The following is a 25,198-nucleotide window of genomic DNA, read 5'->3' as shown; positions in this document are numbered from 1 at the left end:
TGCCCCTCCCCTCCCCGGTGTTAAACAGTTACGGCATCATCGACCGAAGTCATGGAAGGGAATGATGTCCTTGGCCTGCGCATAGGTCAGGCCACCGCGGTAGATCCTGAGCACCTGACCGGCCTTTGCCGCGACCATCTGATCTTTGTAGCCTTGCAGCCTCTGCCCCCAAAGCTTCAAATGGCCCTTGCCGAACGCCGTCGGGGAAGCTTGCGCATCGGCAAAGTGAAAGTGCGCGGCCCACAACGGCTTGGCTTTTTTCCCCTGCGAAGCCTTGAGGCTGATTCGGTACTCATCGAGATAACCGTCGGCATCCTTGCGCCGGGGCCCCACATACTCAACGCTGACAAGGTCATGTTCATGCAGGAAAGCCAAGCCTCGGGCCTTCGGATAACGCGTGTTGGCATAGAGAGCGGTCAGTAGCCGTATCTTTTCCTCACGCAGGCGGATGATCGCACTGCGCAGGCGCTGTAACAGCGCCTCGGCCTCCTTGCCAGCGGGCAACTGATCGGCAAGGCCACTCAAATTGCGGATATGGCCATCGAGCAGGTCAATCAATCCCTGGTCGTCGGCATCCTCTTCTACCATGCGAGCGGCACGCTCCATGACCTGATCATTGTCGGCGAGCAACCCTTCGACGAAGACGCCGACCTGTTCGTCTATCGCGGAAGGTGCATCGAGCACCTCGGGCTCCGACTCTCCGGCCTGGGCATCTTCGACCCAGACACTGCCCTGGCGGTGGAAGGAATGGCTGACTTCGCTGCTGAATGCGGCCTGCACCTGCAAAACCGCATTTCCATCAATGATCGTTTCGCTGCCAATGACGATCTGCCCGTCACGCGTATGCGCCACCTGGAGCGCCTTACGTGGGTACACGGCACGCCGGGGGGCCATGGCCTGGCCCGACGCTTGCTCCCGCACAGCCTCGATCAAGGCGTCCGCGGCCATGGCTTTGAGTTCTATCATCTGTTGCTTGTAGGCTTCGAGACGCTGGGAATCGATCAGTTTGTCCCCCAGACCCTTCAAGCGTTCGCTGTTGAGAATGGCCGCCACATACTCATCCCAGGCCGATTGCAGGATTTCGATGCGTTCGCCCAGTGGCAAATCGCAATACAAGGACAGGTGATGAGTGTTGGCTGCCACGCGCAAGCGCGCACTGGCCAATGTCTGACGGAAAGTACGCAAACGTCTTTGGGATCTTTTTCGAAGCTGCAGCGCGATCTCAGCCAGGTTCATCGCCTGGAAGAAACGAATGGCGACAGTGGAAGATTGACGCTTGGCGATGATTTGCTCTACCGACATCGGCTCGGCGCCATAAGGAATTTTCAGACTGGCATCGGTGATCGCGAGCAGGCGGTCGAGTTGGCTGGAGGCCTCGATGATCAGCGGCTGATCCGTAACGATGCCTTCGAGCATGTGGACATAGCGCCTGTACAGTTCGGCCCTCTTGTTTTCCGGTGAAGAATTCAGTTCATCCACCAGAGCCTGGTAGCCGCCCAGATCGCTGATCTCCAATACCTCATCGATGGTGAACATCCCATATCCGATAAGGTTCTGACGTACCTCTACCAGTGTCTGCCGTGCACTTGCTGCTGATGCGGTACCGCGCACGAAGCTGGGGTTGTCGAACAAGGCAATCATGCCTGCTTCAGCGCCCAGATAGGCTCCATGGAGCAGGGCCACCGTTTCTATTCGCTCGACTCTCTTGAGTCGCTTCTGCGAACTCACCTCCTGCTGCTTTTGCGAATACAGGTCGTGAAGCCGCTGATACTGCTCACGCTTTTCAGGGTCAACGGGTGGTGGTTGCTGCAACTCAAGGTCGAGCTTGTCCAGCCTGACTTGCAAGGCCTCGATTTCCGCACCAAGCGTCTGGTACTTCGAAGTCCCAAGCCCCGCTGCAACCAGGTGCTGTTCAACTTCATCGAGACTGTGCTTGATCCGCGCCTCCAGCTTCTGACGAACCCGAGCCTGGGCAGGGCTCCTCCCAGAACCACCGAGCAAGCCGGTGCTGATCCGCCAAGTGCCATTGTCACTGATGAGCGCAGGGCCAACGGTCTTGTCGGGACCAACGATCCATGCCCCATGATCAAGCAGCACCTCATAGACGTCATACCCAAGCAGGACGTAATAGCGCTCGCTCAGCCTGTAGAGCCCAGTAGCAGCGCCCATTTGTTCGGGGCGCCGCCCCACTACCGAAACATCGGCCACCAGCTGGCGCAACCGGCCGCGCTGCGTCGGGGACAGGCCATTGACGCCGCCAGCGCCGTGCCAGGAAAAGTCCAATACGGTATCCACGCCCACTTGCAGGGTGCTTATCGACACGGCATCACCTGGTGCAGGCTGTGCGCCAGGGAGAAGACTCAGGCCGTCACCGAGGGCCAACTCGCCCTGCCGGCGGAGCGGTGTCACAGGATATGCCCCTCCCGGCTGCGGGGTTGGCAACTGCAGGTGAATCAGGGCCATGAGGGTGTTGTTGAGAAGATCGACGACGGCTTCGGTCACCGTCGACGTATCATTGCTCGCTAACGCTTCGACATCATCCACCAAGCCTTGTATTCCGGCGTAGAGCCAGGCAACGGCGGCAACCGGCCCCGGTAGCACGGGCAAGATCGCGTTCAGCAACTGCCAGGAAAAAGCCTTGATCACTGCCCAGCGCTGCTCACTGTTGCTCATCGCACTGCGATCGGCGACCTCGATCATGAGCTTGCGCCGGGCTTCGAACATGTATCTATCCAGATCCTGCCCGTGAAACTGTTTCACCAACTGTGCGGGCGCAGGTTTTTCCAGAGGGTCGAACGGATCGAATTGCCAGTGCAGCAAATGGGGTTCCCTGAAGCCGCCATTGTCATAAATCGCCCGCTGGGGCTGCTCCAACCACATCAGCACAGCCTCCTGCAACGCACCGGGTTCGCTAATGGCCGCCATCAGGGCTTGGGCGTCAACGAACTGCGCTAACGCGTTATGGGGGTACAACGGGCAGTAGAGAAGCAGCACGGAAGGCTCGCTGAGTTCGATCACGTACATGCCGTGTACCTGGTCGATCACCTGCGAAGTGGGCGACCGCTTGAACGCCAGTGGCGCCATTCTGACTCTCGCCTTGCCTTGGCGGCAGAATTGCTCAAGTACCCGGTAGGCAGAAACGTCGATGGCCTTGATGACTCTTGCCCGCACAGCATCGAAGTGCAGCGTGAGCCGCCATTGTTCGGCAAACCTGGCAAACCGTTGCTCGCGGGTGTCGACATTGTCCAGCTGAGCATTGACGTAGAGCGGATACGTACCGCCGATATCGACCCTACCGACCAGCTCGCGAAGGTAGTCAACGGTCATCCAACCCATGATCAGCTGGCCTTGCCGATGCCTTATCGCCGTGACCACCCCGGCGTGCGTAGCATCCAGGCGGCCGACGGCCAGCTCGGCAAGGGTAATGGTCTTGCTGCCTATCTGCTGACCGAAACCCAGCCCGTGACCGTCGTCGGCAAAGGTATCCACCGTCAGCAACAGGTCATCGGAGAAATAATTGGCATCGAGCGGATGGTCGGCGAGCATTTCTTCACGCAGCCGTCGCTTCGTGTAGCTGTGCAGGTCTTCGACGCCCTCCAGGGAATAATCTCCTCCAGAGGCGGACTGCAGCACGGCAAGGTCGAGCACGACCTGGGCATAGGCGGTCTGGTCATCCTTCCCCGCCCGCCTGAGGCCTCCCGGCAGCTTCAACGTGGCTGCAATGCTGGCCGGTTCGCGGCGCGGGGCAAAGAAATGCGACGGCTCGCACGCCTGCGCGTACATCTCTTCGAGCTCATCGACGCTCCGGGCAAGGCTGCGCCGCACCCGCGCCAGACGCTGCAGCAAGGTTTCCAGCAGCAATGCCACCTGCAGGGCAAACGCATCATGCTCACCGTCGAGCAACTCCCAGCTCAGGCCTTCGAAGCGGTAAAGCACGCTCATCCGAGCTTGCAAGGCAATCGCGAATGCCTCCATCGAATCGAAGCAGCGCACCTCTCCCGCGGGCGAGCACCAGAGCATCAGCCTGCGCACTTCGCTGCTGGCAGTGACCAGCAAGTTCGGCAGGATTTTACTGTACCGGCTGCCTGCTGCCTGCAGTCGAATACGTACGGCCTGAACGGTAAAACCGCGCGTCCTGCCCAGCAGCAGGTCGTGAAGGCAGCCACGCTGGTCGGCGTCCAGCGCTTCATTGCGTAGCCCATTGAACAGACTCAACCGCAGCATCTGCTGCAGCCACAGGCCACGGTCGATCTCGGCACGGTCACCGTTCCAGTAGTGGATCTGCGCAGTGCAGAAGTGCTCGTGCAGGCGCGGCAGCAATGCGTTGAAACCTGCTTCCAGCGCTTGCGCGCGGATGAGATCGCCATCGGCCGTATCGAAGCTGGACTCGATGGCGAAGAAACGATGTGGCGGCTCCAGGCTGAAATGGCAGTCGAGGCCCTCGACGCCGGAGAAGTCCAGCAACGTAGCATCGAGCAGGGCTTGCAGCAGCACATCCACCAGCGGCTTCGAGGTCCACCCCCCGTCTGGCTGCGGCCGCATGAGGAACAAGGGCTCCGCCGATTTCAGGGTTGGCCGGTGAACGGCGATCAATGGATAGCGCGCGAGCATGATCGTCATGAGTTGTTCGCCGGCGACCTGACGCAGCGTCGGGCGGTTGGCGAACATCGCGCGGACAGCCGTTGGCAGGTCCGTGCTGGGGATTTGCTGAGAAGGCATGCGAGGGGCTCCTGGTGAGGGTAATTCACAAGGATGTTCAGCACCCACGCAGACAAGGGGGTATCTACATCAACAAAGGCCCCGCCATTGCGGCGGGACCCTTTTCTGTCACCGTCGTGCAGCTCAGCTGTAGACGCGACCCAGCAACTGCCGGTGGCTCTCGAACTGATCGAGCACATCACGCACGATCTGCTCAGGCGCAAAGCCCATCAGGTCGTATTCCTGGCTGCCATCGTGCAGGTACACCTCGGCGCGATAGAAGCGCTGGCGCACCTCCGGCTCGCCCTCGACCGGCGCTTCGCTCGGCGCGGCCATGTAGCCGTCCAGGCTCACTTCGTAGACGAACGGGTTGCCCTCATCCATCATCACCCGCAGGCCCATCATGTTGCGCGACTGGCCGACACGGGATTCCACCTCGAAGCCCAGGGTCTGCAACTGCGCGGCAGCTTCTTTCAGCGCCGGGCTGACGTGCTTGTCCATGAACCGCTGCACCACCGCTTGGGTCGGCTGCAGCTCCAGCTGGCCCAGGCGCTCGCTGAAGCCTCGACGGCCACGGGCGGCCAGCTCGGCGCGCTCGCCCTCTACCGCCACGTCCTGCTTCATGGCCTTGTACAGACCGAACATGAACAGCACCAGGACCACCGAGAACGGCAGGCCGGCCAGCACCACCATGGTCTGCATGGCTTCGAAGTTACCGGCAAACAGCAGGCCGATGGTGACCAGGGTGATGATCACCGACCAGAACACCACCATCCAGTGCGGGGCGTCTTCGTCGACCTTGCCGCCTTTGCACGACAGGTTGGCCATCATCACCGCGCCGGAGTCGGCCGGGGTGAGGAACAGCACGAAGCCGACGAACACCGCCACTCCGATCACGATCTTGGCGGCCGGGAAGTATTCCAGCAGCTGGTAGATCGACATCGACGGCTGTTCCAGCGCGGTCTTGCCGAGTTCCACGGCGCCCTGGTTGATCACCAGGTCCAGCGCGGTGTTGCCGAAGATCGACAGCCAGGCCAGGGTGAAGCCCAGCGGGATCAGCAGCACGCCGCTGACCAGCTGGCGCACGGTGCGGCCCTTGGAAATACGGGCAATGAACATGCCGACGAACGGGCCCCAGGAAATCCACCAGGCCCAGTAGAACACGGTCCACAGGCCCAGCCAGCGCTCGGACTTGCCGGCTTCGCCCTCGTAGACGTAGAGGTCGAAGGTCTTCAGCACGATGCCGTTGAGGTAGTCACCGACGTTCTGCACGAAGCCGTTGAGCAGGTGCAGGGTTTCGCCGCCCAGCAGGACGAAGATCAGCAGGCCGCTGAACAGCATGATGTTCAGGTTGGACAGGCGGCGGATACCGTTCTCCACACCCGACACCGCAGCCACGGTGGCCACGCCGGCCATGACCAGGATCACCACCAGCAGGTTGGTCTTGCTGTGGTCCATGCCGAACAGGTATTCCAGGCCCGAAGACACCTGCATCGAGCCGATACCCAGGTTGGTCACCAGGCCCAGCAGGGTGACGAACATGCCGAAGATGTCCACGGCATTGCCAGCGGCGCCCTTGACCCAGCGCTCACCGACCAACGGGTACAGCGCCGAGCGCAGGGCCAGCGGCTGGTTGTGGCGGTAGGCGAAGTAACCCACGGCCAGGCCGACCAGGGCGTAGATCGCCCAGCCATGCAGGCCCCAGTGCAGGAAGGTCAGCTGCAAGCCCTGGCGCGCGGCCTCGAGGCTGGCTGGGGTGCCTTCCGGGGGGTTGAAGTAGTGGTCCAGTGGTTCGGAGGCGCCGAAGTAGAGCAGCGAAATACCGATACCGGAAGAGAACAGCATGCCGGCCCAGGCGCCGTAGCTGAAGTCGGGCTGGTCGTCCTTGCCGCCAAGCTTGAGCTTGCCGTAGTCGGAGAAAGCCAGGTAGACGACGAACACCAGGTAACCGCAGATCACCAGCATGTAGTACCAGCCGAAAGTGCGCGTCAGCCACTTCTGGGCCACGCCCAGCACTTGGCCAGCGGTTTCGGGTACAGCGATCAGCAAGGCAGTCAGAACAAGGATCATCAGCGCGGAGGTGAAGAACACGACGCGGTTGACCCGTACCCTCTCGGCGGGGGGCTTGGTAAGGGAGGCAGAACTCATTGCACGAATGCTCCGGGCAGTACGGCTTTGGAGGCTAATCAGTCTTTTCCCGAGCAATTGGTGCAATAGCCCCACTGCTACAGGTGTTATAAAAGCACCCTGGAAACCGTGATCCCGAATCGATACGTTGCAAAAAAACAGACAGGTGGCCTGCAAAAAAATGCCACGCCTCGCATGAGGTGCGCGCATTCGTCACAGAGCACCCCGCCCGCTCCAAGGGCCCGCCGCAGGGTCCATGACCGCTGGGCAGAATCTGCATCTTGCTTCGCACTAGCCCGTCAACGCCTTGTATTCCGGGGGTTACACGATTTCCTGGGGTGTCAGTTCGTGCCTTCGAAACAGCCTGAAAAACTGTCAATGGCACAAATTGTCGCAGAGCTTATTCTTTATTGATTGAACGTTCAATCAAAACAAAATAGACTGGCCTTCGCCGAGTCAGCCGCCCGTCGTCTGCTCGCAGGCCTGAGGAGATAGCAAGATGCCCAAGGTCGGTATGCAACCCATCCGCCGCCAGCAATTGATCGAAGCCACGCTGCAAGCGGTCGATCAGGTCGGACTGGGGGACGCCAGCATTGCGCTGATTGCCCGTTTGGCCGGCGTGTCGAACGGCATCATCAGTCACTACTTTCGGGACAAGAACGGCCTGATCGCAGCGACGATGGGTTACATCATGAGCATGCTCAACGAGGGCGTGAGGGCGCGTCGTCAGGCACTGACCGATGACAGCCCGCGAGCCCACCTGAAAGTGATCATCGAGGGCAACTTCGATGCCAGCCAGGTGAACGGCCCGGCAATGAAAACCTGGTTGGCCTTCTGGGCTTCCAGCATGCACCAGCCCGATTTGCACAGGTTGCAGCGGATCAACGACCACCGCCTGTACTCCAACCTGTGCTGCCAGTTCCGCCGCGTCTTGCCGCTCTACCATGCACGCAAGGCAGCCCGCGGCCTGGCAGCCCTGATCGACGGCTTATGGTTGCGTGGAGCGCTGTCGGGTGATGCATTCGACACCGATCAGGCGATACGGATTGCTTACGAATACATGGATCTACAACTGGCTAAACAGCACACCCTGGCAACAGACGACCAGGCCGCTGAATCAACGCGCACGGCGCTTGCCAACACGGCAGGGGCGTGACGCGAAAGCCAATCACACACTGCACTTGCGAGGACACTATGGCCCGTTTCGGAACGCAAAAACTCTACATTGATGGCGGTTACGTCGACGCTGGCACCGATGCCACCTTCGAAGCCATCAACCCGGCTACCGGCGAAGTCCTCGCCCACGTGCAACGTGCCACTCAGGCCGATGTCGAAAAAGCCGTCGAAAGCGCCGAGCGCGGCCAGAAAGTCTGGGCAGCGATGACTGCCATGCAGCGTTCGCGCATCCTGCGTCGCGCCGTCGACATCCTGCGTGAGCGCAACGACGAGCTGGCCATGCTGGAAACCCTGGACACCGGCAAGTCGTACTCGGAAACCCGCTACGTCGACATCGTCACCGGCGCCGACGTGCTGGAATACTACGCAGGCCTGGTACCGGCCATCGAAGGCGAGCAGATCCCGCTGCGTGAAAGCTCCTTCGTCTACACCCGCCGCGAGCCGCTGGGCGTGACCGTCGGTATCGGCGCCTGGAACTACCCGATCCAGATCGCCCTGTGGAAATCCGCCCCGGCCCTGGCCGCTGGCAACGCGATGATCTTCAAGCCGTCGGAAGTCACCTCGCTGACCACCCTGAAACTGGCCGAGATCTACACCGAAGCCGGCCTGCCGGACGGCGTGTTCAACGTCCTGACCGGCAGCGGCCGCGAAGTCGGCACCTGGCTGACCGAGCACCCGCGCATCGAAAAGGTTTCCTTCACCGGCGGCACCACCACCGGCAAGAAAGTCATGGCCAGCGCCTCCAGCTCCTCGCTGAAGGAAGTGACCATGGAACTGGGCGGCAAGTCGCCACTGATCATCTGCGCCGACGCCGACCTGGACAAGGCCGCCGACATCGCCATGATGGCCAACTTCTACAGCTCCGGTCAGGTCTGCACCAACGGCACCCGCGTATTCATCCCTACCGAGATGAAAGCCGCCTTCGAAGCCAAGATCGCCGAGCGCGTAGCCCGCATCCGTGTAGGCAACCCAGAAGACGAGAACACCAACTTCGGCCCGCTGGTCAGCTTCCCACACATGGAAAACGTGCTGGGCTACATCGCCAAGGGTAAAGAAGAAGGTGCCCGCGTGCTGTGCGGTGGCGAGCGTCTGACCGCAGGTGACTTCGCCAAGGGCGCCTTCGTGGCCCCGACCGTGTTCACCGATTGCACCGACGACATGACCATCGTCAAGGAAGAGATCTTCGGCCCGGTCATGAGCATCCTCTCCTACGAAACCGAAGAAGAAGTGATCCGCCGCGCCAACGACACCGAATACGGCCTGGCCGCGGGCGTGTGCACCAACGACATCACCCGTGCCCACCGCATCATCCACAAGCTCGAAGCCGGCATCTGCTGGATCAACGCCTGGGGTGAATCGCCGGCCGAAATGCCGGTCGGTGGCTACAAGCAGTCGGGCGTCGGCCGTGAGAACGGCGTCAGCTCGCTGGCTCAATACACTCGCATCAAGTCGGTCCAGGTCGAGCTGGGCGGCTACAACTCGGTTTTCTAAACCCTGTCTAGCCACGCCCGTGCCACCGCGCACGGGCGTTTTCGCTCCCTGATCACCGCCAAACGAGGGTACTCACATGTCCCAAGAATTCGATTACATCATCGTCGGAGCAGGCTCCGCCGGTAACACCCTGGCCACCCGCCTGACCGAAGACGCCGGCGTCACCGTGCTGCTGCTGGAAGCTGGCGGCCCTGACTACCGCTTCGACTTCCGCACCCAGATGCCAGCCGCCCTGGCCTTCCCGCTGCAGGGCCGCCGCTACAACTGGGCCTACGAGACCGACCCGGAGCCGCACATGGACGGCCGCCGCATGGAATGTGGCCGTGGCAAGGGCCTGGGCGGTTCTTCGCTGATCAACGGCATGTGCTACATCCGTGGTAACGCCATGGACTTCGACGGCTGGGCAAAACTGCCAGGCCTGGAAGACTGGGCGTACCTGGACTGCCTGCCGTACTTCCGCAAGGCGGAAACCCGCGACATCGGCCCGAACGACTACCACGGTGGCGAAGGCCCGGTCAGCGTGACCACGCCAAAAGCCGGCAACAACCCGCTGTTCCACGCCATGGTCGAAGCCGGCGTGCAAGCCGGTTACCCGCGCACTGAAGACCTGAACGGCTACCAGCAGGAAGGCTTCGGTCCGATGGACCGCACCGTGACCAAGCAAGGTCGCCGCTCCAGCACCGCACGCGGCTACCTGGACCAGTCCAAGAAGCGCCCGAACCTGACCATCGTCACCCACGCCCTGAGCGACCGCGTGCTGTTCGACGGCAAGCGCGCCATTGGCGTGACCTACCTGGTCGGCGACAGCGAAGAGCGCGTCGAAGCCCGCGCCCGCAAGGAAGTCATCGTCAGCTCCGGCGCCATCGCTTCGCCGCAGCTGCTGCAGCGCTCCGGTGTTGGCCCACGTGCCCTGCTGGAAAGCCTCGACATCCCGGTGGTCCACGACCTGCCAGGCGTCGGCGAGAACCTGCAGGACCACCTGGAACTGTACCTGCAGTACGCCTGCACCCAGCCGGTTTCGCTGTACCCATCGCTGCTGTGGTGGAACCAGCCGGCCATTGGTGCCGAGTGGATGTTCAAAGGTACCGGCATCGGCGCCAGCAACCAGTTCGAGGCCGGCGGTTTCATCCGTACTCGCCCCGAGTTCGAATGGCCGAACATTCAGTACCACTTCCTGCCGGTGGCCATTAACTACAACGGCTCCAACGGCGTGAAGGAACACGGCTTCCAGGCGCACATGGGCTCGATGCGTTCGCCAAGCCGTGGGCGTATCCAGGCCAAGTCCAAGGACCCGCGCCAGCACCCAAGCATCCTGTTCAACTACATGGCAACCGAGCAGGACTGGCAGGAGTTCCGCGACGGCATCCGCCTGACCCGCGAGATCATGGCCCAGCCGGCGCTGGACCCGTACCGTGGTCGCGAGATCAGCCCGGGCGAGCACGTGCAGACCGATGAAGAGCTGGACACGTTCATCCGCGAGCACGCCGAAACCGCCTTCCACCCGTCCTGCTCGTGCAAGATGGGCACCGACGACATGGCGGTGGTCGACAACGAAGGCCGCGTGCATGGCATGAAGGGCCTGCGTGTGGTCGATGCGTCGATCATGCCGATCATCATCACCGGCAACCTCAACGCCACCACGATCATGATCGCCGAGAAAATCTCGGACAAGATCCGTGGCCGCAAGTCGCTGCCGCGCAGCACCGCCAAGTACTACGTGGCTAACGGTGCGCCGGTGAAAGGCAAGCCGATGCGTGAAGTGAAGCAGGGCTGATCAGCGCCGGCGGCACAACAAAAGGCACCCTCCGTGGTGCCTTTTCTACATCTGCAGAAACGCTTTACAGCCTGCCAATTCATCAGGTTAGAATCAATTGGCACGCGACCTGCTAGTTCATTCTCGCAAGTCCCTTCCCCCGCGATGTACCGGAGTACCTGCCTTTGGATGCCAGCACCATCAACAGCCTGTTCCTGATCGGCGCATTGCTGGTGGGCGCAAGCATCCTGGTCAGTTCGCTGTCATCGCGCCTGGGCATCCCGATCCTGGTCATCATCCTCGCGGTCGGCATGGTCGCCGGGGTCGATGGTGGCGGCATCATCTTCAACAACTACCCGACCGCCTACCTGGTGGGCAACCTGGCACTGGCGGTGATCCTCCTCGACGGCGGCCTGCGCACGCGGGTGGCGAGCTTTCGGGTAGCGTTATGGCCGGCCCTGTCGCTGGCCACCATCGGCGTGATGATCACCACAGCCCTGACCGGCCTGGTCGCGGCCTGGCTGTTCAACCTGAGCCTGATCCAGGGCCTGCTGATCGGCGCCATCGTCGGCTCCACCGACGCCGCGGCGGTGTTCTCGCTGCTCGGCGGCAAAGGCCTGAACGAGCGGGTCACGGCCACGCTGGAAATCGAGTCGGGCAGCAACGACCCGATGGCGGTATTCCTCACCGTTACCCTGATCGACATGATCGCCAGCGGCCAGACCGGCCTGCACTGGAGCCTGCTGACCCACCTGTTGCGCGAATTCGGCATTGGCGGCCTGCTCGGCCTGGGTGGCGGCTGGTTGATGCTGCAACTGGTCAACCGGATCAACCTCGCCGGCGGCCTGTACCCGATCCTGGTGGTGGCCGGCGGCCTGGTGGTGTTCTCGCTGACCAACGCCCTGCATGGCAGCGGCTTCCTCGCCGTGTACCTGTGCGGCCTGGTGCTGGGCAACAAACCGATCCGCAGCCGCCACGGCATCCTGCACATGCTCGACGGCATGGCCTGGCTGGCGCAGATCGGCATGTTCCTGGTGCTGGGGCTGCTGGTCACGCCCCACGATCTGCTGCCGATCGCCCTGCCGGCGCTGGGCCTGGCGCTGTGGATGATCCTGGTTGCCCGACCGCTGTCGGTGGTCGCCGCGCTGCTGCCGTTCAAGGCCTTCCATGGCCGCGAGAAGGGCTTCATTTCCTGGGTCGGCCTGCGCGGCGCGGTACCGATCATTCTGGCGGTGTTCCCGCTGATGGCCGGGCTGCCGGATGCCCAGCTGTTCTTCAACCTGGCGTTCTTCATCGTGCTGGTGTCGCTGCTGGTGCAGGGCACCAGCCTGCCGTGGATGGCCAAGTTGCTGAAGGTCACGGTACCGCCGGACCCGGCGCCGATCTCGCGCTCTGCGCTGGAAGTGCACGTCACCAGCGAGTGGGAGCTGTTCGTCTACCGCCTGGGCGCGGAAAAATGGTGCATCGGCGCCGCCCTGCGCGAGCTGAAGATGCCCGAAGGCACGCGCATCGCCGCCCTGTTCCGGGGCGAGCAGTTACTGCACCCATCGGGCAGTACCGTACTGGAGGTCGGCGACATGCTCTGCGTGATCGGCCACGAACATAACCTGTCCGCCCTGGGCAAGCTGTTCAGCCAGGCGCCGCAACGTGGCCTGGACCTGCGCTTCTTCGGCGACTTCGTGCTCGAAGGCGATGCCGAACTGGGTGCGGTGGCCGCGCTTTATGGCCTGAAACTCGACGGCCTGGACGCGAAAATGCCGCTGGCGCAGTTCATCCGACAGAAGGTCGGAGGCGCTCCAGTAGTAGGCGACCAGGTCGAATGGCACGGCACGATCTGGACCGTGGCGACCATGGACGGGAACAAGATCCAGAAAGTGGGCGTCAGATTCCCCGAAGGAACGCGACCCGGACCAGGATTGTTCCTCTAAACTCCGTTTTCGCTCGAGTCACAAGTAGTCTGCCTATGTCCCTGCGCGTGTACCTTCGCACAGCCCTCTTCGGGCTGTGCCTGTCCCTTTCGTTCGCGGCTGCCGCGGCCGAAACCCCGACCACTGCCAGCATCCAGAACAGCCTCGACAAGATCGCCGAGCGCAAACTGCCCGAAGCCGACCAGAAAGCCCTGCAGCAAGTGCTGGAGCAAACCCTTGCGCTGCTGGCCAGCAAAGAAGACAGCGAGAAGAAGCTCGCTGCGCTCAAGCAACAGTTGGCCAACGCACCGAAAGAAACCAGCGACAGCCAGAAGGAGCTGGCCAAGCTCAAGGACAGCAAGCCGCAACCGGTCGCCCAGCGCTACGCCAACCTCAGCGTGCCGCAGCTGGAGCAGATGCTCAGCGAGCGCAACACGCTGCAAGGTGAACTGCAAAAAGCGCTGTCGGAAGCCAACAGCCTGATCATCAACTCGCAAACCCGCCCCGAGCGTGCCCAGGCCGAGATCAGCAGCAACCAGACCCGCAGCCAGCAGATCAACAACATCCTCAAGAGCGGCAAGGACGGCGGCAAGGCGATCAATGCCGACCAGCGCAACCAGCTCACCGCCGAGCTGGCCTCGCTCAATGCCCTGACCCTGCTGCGCCGCCAGGAGCTGGCCGGCAACGGCGTGCTGCAGGACCTCGGCAACGCCCAGCACGACCTGCTGATCGACCGCGCCGCGCGGCTGGAGCAGGAAATCCAGGACCTGCAGACGCTGATCAACGAGAAGCGCCTGGCCCAGTCCCAGCAGACCGTCACCCAGCAGTCGATCGAGGCGCAGAAGGCCGGTGGCAGCACCCTGCTGGCCAGCGAGAGCGCGGCCAACCTCAAGCTGTCCGACTACCTGCTCAAGAGTACCGACCGCCTCAACGAACTGACCCAGCAAAACCTGCGCACCAAGCAGCAGCTCGACAGCCTGACCCAGGCCGACCAGGCCCTGGACGAACAGATCAGCGTGCTCAAGGGCAGCCTGTTGCTGTCGAAGATCCTCTACAAGCAGAAGCAGGCCCTGCCGCACCTGAAGTTCGACCGCGACCTGGCCGACCAGATCGCCGACATCCGCCTGTACCAGTTCGAGGTCAATCAGCAGCGCGAGCAGATGAGCAGCCCGGTGACCTACGTCGACAAGCTGCTGGCCAACCAGCCGCAGGAAGACGTGAACCCGGCGCTGCGCAAGGCCCTGCTGGAAGTCGCCATTACCCGCAGCGACCTGCTCGAACGCCTGAACCGCGAGCTGTCGGCACTGCTCAACGAATCGATCACCCTGCAGCTCAATCAGAAGCAGCTGCTGGGCACTGCCCAGGGCCTGCGCACCACCCTCGACGAGCAGATGTTCTGGATCCCCAGCAACAAGCCGCTGGACTGGGACTGGCTGCGCTATGTGCCGGAACGCTTCGCCAAGCAGGTCGCCGACCTGCCCTGGGGCTCCGGCCTCAAGGAGCTGACCGACGGCCTGAGCCAGCGCCCGCTGCTGTTCCTGCCCTTGCTGCTGGTGATCGGCGCCCTGCTGTGGCGGCGCAAGTATCTGTACCAGCGGCTGAGCAAGGTGCACCAGGACATCGGCCATTTCCGCCGTGACAGCCAGTGGCACACGCCCCAGGCCATCCTCATCAACATCCTGCTGGCGATGCCGGTCAGCCTGGGCCTTGCCCTGTGCAGCTACGCCTTGCAGATCGACGCCCGCGGGCAGAACGCCAACCTCGGCGCGGCGCTGTGGCAGCTGGCCCAGGCCTGGCTGGTGTTCTATACCGCCTACCGCATCCTCGCCCCCGGCGGGGTGGCGGAAATCCACTTCCGCTGGCACAAGCCGCAAGTCGAGTTCCTGCGGGGCTGGGTACGCCGGCTGGGCACCGTGGTACTGGCCTTGGTTGGCGTGGTGGCGGTGGCCGAGCACCAGCCCTCGGCGCTGGCCGACGACGTGCTGGGCATCGGTGTGGTGCTGACCTGCTATGCGCTGATGGCCTGGCTGCTCAGCCGCCTGTTGCTGAGCAGCCCCGCTCACCGTGATACCTCGCTGTTCCGCCGCGCTGTCGGGGTGGCCTTCACGGCCTTGCCGATCGCCTTGTTCGTGGCGGTGTGCTTCGGCTACTACTACACCGCGCTGAAGCTCACCGACCGGCTGATCTACACCCTGTACCTGCTGCTGTTCTGGCTGGTGATCGAGGCCGCCTTCGTGCGCGGCCTGTCGGTGGCGGCGCGGCGCCTGGCCTATCAGCGCGCCCTGAGCAAGCGCGCGGCGGCCAAGGAAGGGCTGGATGGCGAGGTCATCACCGAAGAGCCGACGCTGGATATCGAACAGGTCAACCAGCAGTCGCTGCGCCTGATCCGCCTTGCCCTGCTGGGTGGTTTCATTGCCGGCCTGTACTGGGTCTGGGCGGACCTGATCTCGGTGTTCGCCTACCTCAACAACTTCACCTTGTACGAATACACCAGCGGCACCGGCAGCGCGGCCAGCATGGTGCCGATCAGCCTCGGCGACCTGCTCGGCGCGCTGGTGATCGTCGGCATCACCTTCGCCCTGGCCCGCAACCTGCCGGGCTTGCTGGAGGTGCTGGTGCTGTCGCGCCTGAACCTGGCCCAGGGCAGCGCCTATGCCACCACCACGTTGCTGTCGTACATCATCGTCGGCATCGGCATCGTCACCACCCTGTCGACCCTCGGGGTGAGCTGGGACAAGCTGCAGTGGCTGGTGGCAGCGCTGTCGGTGGGCCTGGGCTTCGGCATGCAGGAGATCTTCGCCAACTTCATCTCCGGCATCATGATCCTGTTCGAACGCCCGGTGCGCATCGGCGACACCATCACCATCGGCAACCTGTCGGGTACGGTGAGCAAGATCCGCATCCGCGCCACCACCATCACCGACTTCGACCGCAAGGACATCATCGTCCCCAACAAGACCTTCATCACCGGCCAGCTGATCAACTGGTCGCTGACCGACACGGTCACCCGGGTGACGCTGAAACTGGGCATCGACTACGGCTCCGACCTGGACCTGGTGCGCGATCTGCTGCTCAAGGGCGCCCACGAAAACCCACGGGTGCTCAAGGACCCGGAGCCGATCGTGTACTTCCTCAACTTCGGCGAAAGCTCGCTGGACCACGAACTGCGCATGCACGTGCGCGACCTGGGCGACCGCAACCCGACGCTGGACGAGATCAACCGCTACATCAGCCGCGAGTTCAAGGCGCACGACATCAAGATTTCGGTGCGCCAGGTCGAGGTGTTCCTGATGGACGCCACCGGCGGCAAGCAGCAGCTGATTCCGGTGGAACAGCCGAAAACGGATGGCACTGCACCGGCCTGAGTGCACTCCAATACTTTATTCTGTGCAGAATCACTGCGAGGGCTGCGCCCTCGTTCGCGGGACAAGCCCGCTCCCACACGTTCGCAGCTGCCTTCAAGGCTTGTGAGATTCCTGTGGGAGCGGGCTTGCCCCGCGAAGGGCCGCAACGCGGCCCCCAAGCACCGATCCCCAGGAGCAGCCCCGTGAAAGCCCTCGACCAACTCAGCTTCGACAACCGCTTCGCCCGCCTGGGCGACGCGTTCTCCACCCAGGTGCTGCCCGACCCCATCGCAGACCCTCGCCTGGTGGTAGCCAGCGAGTCGGCCATGGCCCTGCTCGACCTCGACCCCGCGCAAGCCGAGCTGCCGATCTTCGCCGAGCTGTTCAGCGGCCAGAAGCTCTGGGAAGAAGCCGACCCACGGGCGATGGTCTATTCCGGCCACCAGTTCGGCGCCTACAACCCGCGCCTGGGCGATGGTCGCGGCCTGCTGCTGGCCGAAGTGCTCACCGACGCGGGCGAGCACTGGGACCTGCACCTCAAGGGTGCCGGCCAGACCCCGTACTCGCGCATGGGAGACGGGCGCGCCGTGCTGCGCTCGTCGATTCGCGAATTCCTCGCCTCCGAGGCCCTGCATGCGCTGGGCATCCCGACCAGCCGGGCGCTGTGCGTGATCGGTTCGAGCACCCCGGTATGGCGCGAAACCCGCGAGAGCGCAGCCATGCTCACGCGCCTGGCGCAGAGCCACGTGCGCTTCGGGCATTTCGAATACTTCTACTACACCAAGCAGCCTGAACAGCAGCGGGTGCTGATCGATTACGTGCTGGAGCAGCACTATCCCGAATGCCGCGATGCCGAACAGCCCTACCTGGCCATGTTCCGCACCATCGTCGAGCGCAATGCCGAACTCATCGCCCGTTGGCAGGCCTATGGGTTCTGCCATGGGGTGATGAACACCGACAACATGTCGATCCTTGGCATCACCTTCGACTTCGGCCCCTACGCGTTCCTCGACGACTTCGATGCCAACTTCATCTGCAACCATTCCGATGATCGCGGCCGCTACAGCTACGCCAACCAGGTGCCGATCGGCCACTGGAACCTCAGCGCCCTGGCCCAGTCACTCACCACGGTCATCGAGGTCGAGCCGCTGAAAGAAGCGCTGGGGTTGTTCCTGCCGCTCTACCAGGCGCACTACCTGGACTTGATGCGCCGACGCCTGGGCCTTGCCACTGCCGAAGACGACGACATGGCGCTGGTCGAACGCCTGCTGCAGTGCATGCAGAGCGGCGGCGTGGACTACAACCTGTTCTTCCGCAAGCTGGGCGATCAACCCGTGGCCGCAGCCCTCACCGTGGTACGCGACGATTTCATCGACCTTGCCGGCTTTGACGCCTGGGGCGCGGACTACCTGGCCCGCTGCGAGCGCGAAGCCGGCAACGCCGAGGGGCGGCGCGAGCGCATGCAGGCGGTGAACCCGCTGTATGTGCTGCGCAACTACCTGGCGCAGAAAGCCATCGAAGCGGCCGAAGCGGGGGATTACAGTGAAGTGCGTCGGCTGCATCAGGTGCTGAGCCGGCCGTTCGAGGAGCAAGCCGGGATGCAGGCCTATGCCGAGCGACCGCCGGAGTGGGGCAAGCATCTGGAAATCAGCTGCTCCTCATAATCCACACCTCACCCTGTGGGAGCGGGCTTGTCCCGCGAACACGGGCGTAGCCCGTGCCAGACAGCTCTGGTGCTCGGGCCGGCCCCTTCGCGGGGCAAGCCCGCTCCCACAGGGGTTTCGTTCCCCCCCAATAAGGAGACGACATGACCGACCCGCTACTGATCCCCTGCCCCCACTGCAACGGCCTCAACCGCCTGCCCGCCACGCGCCTGGGCGATGCCCCGAAATGTGGCCGCTGCAAACAGGATGTGCTGCTCGGCAAACCCTTCGACCTCAGCGAAAGCAGCTACGCCAGCCAGATCAAAGGCGACCTGCCGCTGTTGGTCGACGTCTGGGCCGACTGGTGCGGCCCGTGCAAGTCCTTCGCCCCCACCTTCGAACAGGCCGCCGGCCAGCTCAAAGGCCGTTGCCGCCTGGCCAAGCTCGACAGCGAAGCCAACCGCAACCTGGCCGGGCAACTGGGCATCCGCTCGATTCCCAGCCTGATCCTGTTCAAGAATGGCCGCGAAGTCAGCCGCCAGGCCGGAGCGTTTCCACTCCAGTCGTTGCTGGAGTGGCTGCGTAGTCAGGGGGTCTAGGCGTTCTCTTCAAGCAGGGAATGCAACTCGACGAACTGCTGGGTCAGCTTGTGCCGTGGCTCCAGGTGGATCAGCGGCAGGCTGGCGTGGTGCGACTCGCGCATCTTCACCGAACTGCCCAGGTACACCGGTAGCACCGGCAAGCCTTCGGCCAGCAGTTCGTCGAGCATCTGCTGGGGCAGGCTCGCGCGGGACTGGAACTGGTTGACCACGATGCCTTCGACCACCAGGTCTTCGTTGTGGTCTTCCTTGAGCTCTTCGATTTCAGCCAGCAGGCCATACAGGGCCTGGCGCGAGAAGCTGTCGCAGTCGAACGGAATCAGTACGCGATCGGCGGCGATCAGTGCCGATACCGCGTAGAAATTCAACGCCGGCGGCGTGTCGATGTAGATCCGCTCGTAATCCTCGTCCAGCTCGTCGAGCAATTTTCGCAGCTTGTTGATCTTGTGCTTGGCCTCAAGCTTGGGCTGCAGGTCGGCCAGCTCCGCCGTGGCGGTGACCACATGCAGGTTGTCGAACGGGGTTTCGTAGATATCGACCTTGTTCTTCTTGCTGAACGGCCCGCTGGACAGGCTCTGCTTGAAGAAATCGGCGATACCCATGGGGATGTCTTCGCCGGTGAGCCCGGTCAGGTATTGAGTCGAGTTGGCCTGAGAATCCAGGTCGATCAGCAAGGTCCGATAGCCTTCGCTGGCGCTGACCGCCGCCAGGTTGCAAGCGATGCTCGACTTGCCCACGCCACCTTTCTGATTGAACACCACGCGCCGCATGAGAGACCTCCGTGTATCAACGAATGACCGAGTATGTGGCGGCACGGCGGCAATGGCCAGCGCCATTTGCCGGACGTTGACGGCAACGCTACCCTGCCCCGCGAAAACCTTCGCCACGCACCAGGGAAGACCGATGACGATGCCCCCGCACCCGGCTGTAACCTTTGGCCAATCGCCACTGGCGATCGAAGATGTCCTGGCCCTGGCTGAACGCCGCGCCACGCCGCACCTGCAGGACGACACCGGGTATCGCGAGTACATCGACCGCGGCGCACGCTTCCTCGACACCTTGCTGGACAAGGAAGGCGTGATCTATGGCGTCACCACCGGCTACGGCGACTCCTGCGTGGTTGCCGTGCCGATGGAGCATGTCGAGGCCTTGCCGCGTCACTTGTACACCTTCCACGGTTGCGGCCTGGGTCGTCATCTCGACGCGGCGGCCACACGCGCGGTGCTGGCCGCCCGGCTGCGCTCGCTGAGCCATGGCGTTTCGGGAGTACGCCTGCTGTTGCTGGAGCGCCTGCGCGACTTTCTCGCCCACGACATCCTGCCGCTGATTCCCGAGGAAGGCTCGGTGGGCGCCAGCGGCGACCTGACACCGCTGTCCTACGTCGCCGCCACCCTGGCCGGTGAGCGCGAAGTGATGTACCAGGGCGCACGCCGCCACAGTGCCGATGTGCACCGTGAACTGGGCTGGCAGCCACTGGTATTGCGCCCCAAGGAGGCGCTGGCACTGATGAACGGTATCGCGGTAATGACCGGCCTGGCCTGCCTGGCCTTTGCCCGCGCCGACTACCTGCTCAAGCTGGCCACCCGCATCACCGCCCTGAATGTCATCGGCCTGCAGGGCAACCCGGAACACTTCGACGAACGCCTGTTCGCCGCCAAACCCCACCCAGGCCAGGCGCAGGTCGCCGCGTGGTTGCGCCAGGACCTGGCCATCGACGCCCCACTGCCTGCGCTGCACCGCCTGCAGGACCGTTATTCGCTGCGCTGCGCGCCCCACGTGTTGGGCGTGCTGGGCGACAGCCTCGGCTGGCTGCGCAGCTTCATCGAAACCGAGCTCAACAGCGCCAACGACAACCCGATCATCGACGGCGACGCCGAACGCGTGCTGCACGGCGGGCATTTCTATGGCGGCCATATCGCGTTTGCCATGGACAGCCTGAAGACCCTGGTGGCCAACGTCGCCGACCTGCTCGACCGGCAGCTCGCCGTGCTGGTGGACATGCGCTACAACCACGGCCTGCCCAGCAACCTGTCGGGTGCCGAAGCCGAGCGGGCCATGCTCAACCACGGCTTCAAGGCCGTGCAGATCGGCGCCAGCGCCTGGACCGCCGAAGCCCTCAAGCAGACCATGCCCGCCAGCGTGTTCTCGCGCTCCACCGAATGCCACAACCAGGACAAGGTGAGCATGGGCACCATCGCCGCACGGGATGCCCTGCGCGTGCTGGAGCTGACAGAGCAGGTCGCTGCCGCCGCCTTGCTGGCAGCCAACCAGGGCGTCTGGCTGCGTGGCCGACAGGTAGACAGCCGGCCCTTGCCACAGCCCCTGGCGCGGATGCACGAAGCCTTGCTGGAAGACTTCGCACCGGTGATCGAGGACCGGGCCCTGGAAAGCGAGTTGCGCCTGTGCCTGCGCCGCATCGGCGAGCGGCACTGGCCGCTGTACCTCAGTTGATAGCGGAAGTCGCGTCGGTGACCAGCTCGGCGAAGGCCTTGGCCATCGCCGAGCTGCCGCGCTCACGTTGTACCAGCCACACGGCCGATGTCGCGCCCTCGTCGAGCAAGGTCCGATAGACCACGCCCTCGATGCGCATGCGCTGGAAAGAAGCCGGCAATACCGACACCCCAAGGCCTGCGGACACCAACCCGATGATGGTCATCGCCTCGCCCGCTTCCTGGGTGAAGTGCGGGCTGAACCCGGCCTGCCGCGCCAGGCTCAGCAGCTGGGCGTACAAACCACTGCCATAGCTGCGCGGGAAGAACACAAAAGGCTCATGGGCCAGCGCGGCGATGTGCACGCCCTGTTCGGTACTCGTGGCCAGCGGATGCGACGCATTGATCACCGCCACCAAGGGCTCGCGGAACAGCTCGGTGGCTACCAGGCCTTCGGGCAGCGGCATTGGCCGCATCAGCCCGATTTCGATGGACTCGTCGAACACACCCTCAGCCACATCGCGGCTGCTCATTTCCTTGAGGCTCAGGTGCACGGCAGGAAAACGCTGGCGAAACGCATGGATCGCCTTGGGAATCTTCGAGGTGAACGGCGCCGATGCGGTGAAGCCGATCTTCATCTCGCCCAGCTCCCCCAACTGCGCCCGGCGAGCCACATCGGCCGCTTTCTCCACCTGCGCCAGCACCTGCCGTGCCTCGTCGAGGAACAACCTGCCAGCCTCGCTCAGTTCGACCCGACGATTGGTACGCTCGAACAACCGCGCCCCCAGCTCCTGCTCCAGCGCCTGGATCTGCTGACTGAGGGGTGGCTGGGAAATGCCCAGTTGCTGGGCTGCGCGGCCAAAGTGCAGTTCTTCGGCAACGGCGATGAAATACCGCAAATGGCGCAGTTCCATGATCAGCTCCGATTGGGTCGCAAAACCTCTTAAACAGGTCGAACAATATATTGGATCTAATCATTAGCCAGCTATAAGCTTTTTTCATTGCACCAGAGGTACCCGCCCGTGAAAACTGCTGTAGCCCCCCTTCCCGCCGACCCCGAACCTGCCCCGCTGAACGACATCTGGATCGAAAAAGGCACGCCTGCCTTCATGAAGACCGTGCTGGCCCTGTTCAGCGGCGGCTTCGCCACCTTTGCCCTGTTGTACTGCGTACAGCCGATGATGCCGTTGCTGTCCCAGGAGTACGCGATCAATGCCGCGCAAAGCAGCCTGGTGCTGTCGGTATCCACTGCCATGCTGGCGTTCGGGCTGCTGATTACCGGGCCGATTTCCGATCGCATCGGGCGCAAGCCGGTGATGGTGTTCGCCCTGTTGTGCGCGGCCTTGTCGACCATGGTCAGTGCGGTCATGCCGACCTGGGAATGGGTACTGGCGACACGGGCGCTGGTCGGCCTGTCGCTCAGCGGCCTGGCAGCCGTGGCCATGACCTACCTGAGCGAGGAGATCCATCCACAGCACATCGGCCTGGCCATGGGCCTGTACATTGGCGGCAATGCCATCGGCGGCATGAGCGGCCGCCTGATCACCGGGGTGCTGATCGACTTCGTCAGCTGGCACATGGCAATGCTGATCATCGGCGGCCTGGCCCTGGTGGCGGCGCTGGTGTTCTGGAAGGTGCTGCCGGAATCGCGCAACTTCCGCGCGCAATCGCTCAAGCCCCGCAGGCTGCTGGATGGCTTCGTCATGCACTTCAAGGATGCCGGCCTGCCGTGGTTGTTCCTCGAGGCCTTCCTGCTGATGGGCGCCTTCGTCACCCTGTTCAACTACATCGGCTACCGCCTGCTGGCGGGGCCCTACCACATGAACCAGGCGCTGGTCGGCTTGCTGTCGGTGGTGTACCTGTCGGGTATCTACAGTTCGGCGCAGGTCGGCGCCCTGGCCGACAAGCTGGGCCGGCGCAAGGTGTTCTGGGCCAGTATTGTGGTGATGGCGGGCGGGTTGCTGATGACCTTGGCAACGCCTCTGGTGCTGATAATCCTGGGCATGCTGGTGTTCACCTTCGGTTTCTTTGGTGCGCACTCGGTGGCCAGCAGCTGGATTGGGCGGCGGGCGCTGAAGGCCAAGGGGCAGGCCTCGTCGCTGTACCTGTTCTGCTACTACGCGGGGTCGAGCGTGGCGGGTACGGCGGGTGGGGTGTTCTGGCATCACTGGGGGTGGAACGGTATCGGGCTGTTCATTGGCAGCTTGCTGGCGGTGGCGTTGATGGTGGCGTTGTACCTGAGCAAACTAGCCCCCAAATCGGTGTGAAGCATTCGCGGGGCAAGCCCGCTCCCACAGGTACTCCACTGACCTCGGCTCAGTGGGGTACCTGTGGGAGCGGGCTTGCCCCGCGAATGGGCCTTCGAATCAGTTCACGATCTCGACAATATCCACATCCACTTCACGGCTCATCAGGTGCTTCTCCACTTCGCCGGTCAGCTTGACCTTGGTCTTCTCGTTGAACGGCGTCGGCGGCAGGTCCTCATCATCGATTTCAACAGTGATCGTGCCGGTGTTGTCCTTGAACTCGTACTTGTCGTCGTTGTTGATCTTCTTGGTCACAAAGCCCTGCAGCACTACCGGCGTGTCATCGGCGGCATCATTGGCAGCAGCCACACTGGTCACCGACTGGGCACCCGGGCCGGTATAACCAGCGGCCAAGGCAGCGGTGCTGAAGAGAGGGGCAAGGATCAGGGCGAGGTAACGTGCTTTCATGGGGATCGGGTCCTGTTTCGGTTTCGATGGGCCCAGATTAACGACGATCGCTGAATTGAAACTTAATGCCATAAAAAAACCCGGCGCCAGGCCGGGTTTTCTGTATCTGCCATCAGATCACTGATGGTACTGCGCCGACAGCTCGTGCACGGCGTTGATGAACACGCCCGCATGCTCTGGGTCGACTTCCGGCGTGATGCCATGCCCCAGGTTGAACACGTGGCCCGTACCCTTGCCGTAGCTGGCAAGAATACGCGCCACTTCCGCGCGGATCGCTTCTGGCTTGGCGTACAGCACCGTCGGGTCCATGTTGCCTTGCAGTGCCACCTTGTCGCCGACACGGCGGCGCGCATCGCCGATCTCGCAGGTCCAGTCCAGGCCCAGCGCGTCGGCACCGGCTTCGGCGATGCTTTCCAGCCACAGGCCGCCGTTCTTGGTGAACAGGATCACCGGCACCTTGCGGCCTTCGTGTTCGCGGATCAGGCCGCTGACGATCTTGCGCATGTAGGCCAGGGAGAATTCCTGGTAGGCCGCCGCCGACAGGTTGCCGCCCCAGGTGTCGAAGATCTGCACGGCCTGGGCGCCAGCGAGGATCTGGCCGTTGAGGTAGCTGGTGACCGACTGGGCCAGCTTGTCCAGCAGCAGGTGCAGGGCTTGCGGGTTGTCGTAGGCCATCGCCTTGGTCTTGCGGAAGTCCTTGGACGAGCCGCCTTCGACCATGTAGGTGGCCAGGGTCCATGGGCTGCCGGAGAAACCGATCAGCGGCACACGGCCATTGAGTTCGCGGCGGATGGTGCTGACCGCATCCATCACATAACCCAGGTCTTTCTGCGGGTCAGGGATCGGCAGCGCTTCGATGTCGGCCGGGGTGCTGATGACTTTCTTGAAACGCGGGCCTTCGCCGGTTTCGAAGTACAGGCCAAGGCCCATGGCATCTGGGATGGTGAGGATGTCCGAGAACAGGATCGCCGCGTCCAGCGGGTAGCGGTCCAGCGGCTGCAGGGTGACCTCGCAGGCGAACTGCGGGTTCATGCACAGGCTCATGAAGTCACCGGCCTTGGCGCGGCTGGCGCGGTACTCCGGGAGATAGCGGCCAGCCTGGCGCATCATCCACACCGGGGTGACGTCTACGGGTTGCTTGAGCAGTGCACGCAGGAAACGATCGTTCTTCAGGGCAGTCATGTCGGCATCCGGAAAAAAAGTGCGGGCATTTTCTCAGACGCCAGCACAAAAGGCACGGCTGAGACCATGCGTTTTGTCTATTGGATGCGTTGGATCAAGCAGTTTTGTATACAAAACCGGCCTCATCGCCGGCAA

The 25,198-nt window shown here is 63.1% G+C and carries 15 protein-coding genes; 9 read left to right on the top strand and 6 right to left on the bottom strand.

The window, feature by feature from the left end; genetic code table 11:
* Window positions 1-36 precede the first annotated feature (36 nt).
* Window positions 37-4,719 carry a dermonecrotic toxin domain-containing protein gene (locus PMI38_RS09445; RefSeq protein ID WP_008093161.1) on the bottom strand — a complete coding sequence of 1,561 codons (4,683 nt, stop codon included), beginning with the start codon at window positions 4,717-4,719 and terminating at the stop codon, window positions 37-39.
* A 123-nt stretch (window positions 4,720-4,842) separates the two neighbouring features.
* The gene (locus PMI38_RS09440) at window positions 4,843-6,789 is read right to left on the bottom strand and encodes a BCCT family transporter (RefSeq protein WP_238540181.1); all 1,947 of its coding nucleotides are present in this window, start codon (window positions 6,787-6,789) and stop codon (window positions 4,843-4,845) included.
* 535 nt (window positions 6,790-7,324) lie between these two features.
* On the opposite strand from PMI38_RS09440, the gene betI reads away from it, so the two are divergent.
* The 7 genes from betI to trxC all read left to right on the top strand — a co-directional run bounded on the left by betI (window position 7,325) and on the right by trxC (window position 18,738).
* Entirely contained in the window at window positions 7,325-7,981 is a 657-nt protein-coding gene (gene betI, locus PMI38_RS09435) for a transcriptional regulator BetI (protein ID WP_008093159.1), read from the top strand.
* Window positions 7,982-8,019: 38 nt separating this feature from the next.
* On the top strand, window positions 8,020-9,492 hold the full coding sequence (gene betB / locus PMI38_RS09430; RefSeq protein WP_008093158.1) for a betaine-aldehyde dehydrogenase: 1,473 nt from the start codon (window positions 8,020-8,022) through the stop codon (window positions 9,490-9,492).
* A 76-nt stretch (window positions 9,493-9,568) separates the two neighbouring features.
* Complete coding sequence (gene betA / locus PMI38_RS09425; RefSeq protein WP_008093157.1) at window positions 9,569-11,266, top strand: choline dehydrogenase; 1,698 nt, start codon at window positions 9,569-9,571, stop codon at window positions 11,264-11,266.
* 164 nt (window positions 11,267-11,430) lie between these two features.
* Complete coding sequence (locus PMI38_RS09420) at window positions 11,431-13,173, top strand: potassium/proton antiporter (RefSeq protein ID WP_008093155.1); 1,743 nt, start codon at window positions 11,431-11,433, stop codon at window positions 13,171-13,173.
* Between the two features lie 35 nt (window positions 13,174-13,208).
* On the top strand, window positions 13,209-16,517 hold the full coding sequence (mscK, locus tag PMI38_RS09415; RefSeq protein ID WP_008093153.1) for a mechanosensitive channel MscK: 3,309 nt from the start codon (window positions 13,209-13,211) through the stop codon (window positions 16,515-16,517).
* 182 nt (window positions 16,518-16,699) lie between these two features.
* Window positions 16,700-18,160, top strand: coding sequence for a protein adenylyltransferase SelO (selO, locus tag PMI38_RS09410; protein ID WP_008093151.1), 1,461 nt, complete (start codon window positions 16,700-16,702; stop codon window positions 18,158-18,160).
* A 143-nt stretch (window positions 18,161-18,303) separates the two neighbouring features.
* Complete coding sequence (gene trxC, locus PMI38_RS09405; RefSeq protein WP_008093149.1) at window positions 18,304-18,738, top strand: thioredoxin TrxC; 435 nt, start codon at window positions 18,304-18,306, stop codon at window positions 18,736-18,738.
* Here trxC and PMI38_RS09400 read toward each other — a convergent pair.
* A complete protein-coding gene (locus PMI38_RS09400; RefSeq protein ID WP_008093147.1) occupies window positions 18,735-19,508 on the bottom strand; it encodes a ParA family protein in 774 nt (257 codons plus the stop codon). The genes trxC and PMI38_RS09400 overlap by 4 nt on opposite strands.
* 133 nt (window positions 19,509-19,641) lie before the next feature.
* Here PMI38_RS09400 and PMI38_RS09395 point away from each other — a divergent pair, with 133 nt between their 5' ends.
* On the top strand, window positions 19,642-21,189 hold the full coding sequence (locus PMI38_RS09395; RefSeq protein WP_008093145.1) for an HAL/PAL/TAL family ammonia-lyase: 1,548 nt from the start codon (window positions 19,642-19,644) through the stop codon (window positions 21,187-21,189).
* Here the strand turns inward: PMI38_RS09395 and PMI38_RS09390 are convergent.
* Complete coding sequence (locus PMI38_RS09390) at window positions 21,182-22,081, bottom strand: LysR family transcriptional regulator (RefSeq protein ID WP_008093143.1); 900 nt, start codon at window positions 22,079-22,081, stop codon at window positions 21,182-21,184. The two genes, PMI38_RS09395 and PMI38_RS09390, sit on opposite strands and share 8 nt — an antisense overlap.
* 108 nt (window positions 22,082-22,189) lie before the next feature.
* Between PMI38_RS09390 and PMI38_RS09385 the strand changes: the two genes are divergently transcribed.
* Complete coding sequence (locus PMI38_RS09385) at window positions 22,190-23,434, top strand: MFS transporter (RefSeq protein ID WP_008093141.1); 1,245 nt, start codon at window positions 22,190-22,192, stop codon at window positions 23,432-23,434.
* Between the two features lie 99 nt (window positions 23,435-23,533).
* On the opposite strand, the gene PMI38_RS09380 is transcribed toward PMI38_RS09385, so the two are convergent.
* Window positions 23,534-23,881, bottom strand: coding sequence for a YgiW/YdeI family stress tolerance OB fold protein (locus tag PMI38_RS09380; protein WP_008093139.1), 348 nt, complete (start codon window positions 23,879-23,881; stop codon window positions 23,534-23,536).
* A gap of 117 nt (window positions 23,882-23,998) precedes the next feature.
* Window positions 23,999-25,063 carry a uroporphyrinogen decarboxylase gene (hemE, locus tag PMI38_RS09375; protein WP_008093137.1) on the bottom strand — a complete coding sequence of 355 codons (1,065 nt, stop codon included), beginning with the start codon at window positions 25,061-25,063 and terminating at the stop codon, window positions 23,999-24,001.
* Between the last annotated feature and the right edge of the window lie 135 nt (window positions 25,064-25,198).

The sequence above is a fragment of the Pseudomonas sp. GM84 genome (genome assembly GCF_000282535.1).
Taxonomy (GTDB): Bacteria; Pseudomonadota; Gammaproteobacteria; order Pseudomonadales; family Pseudomonadaceae; genus Aquipseudomonas.
The sequence above is the reverse complement of the archived record's forward strand: the minus strand, read 5'-3'. Positions and strand labels throughout refer to the sequence as shown.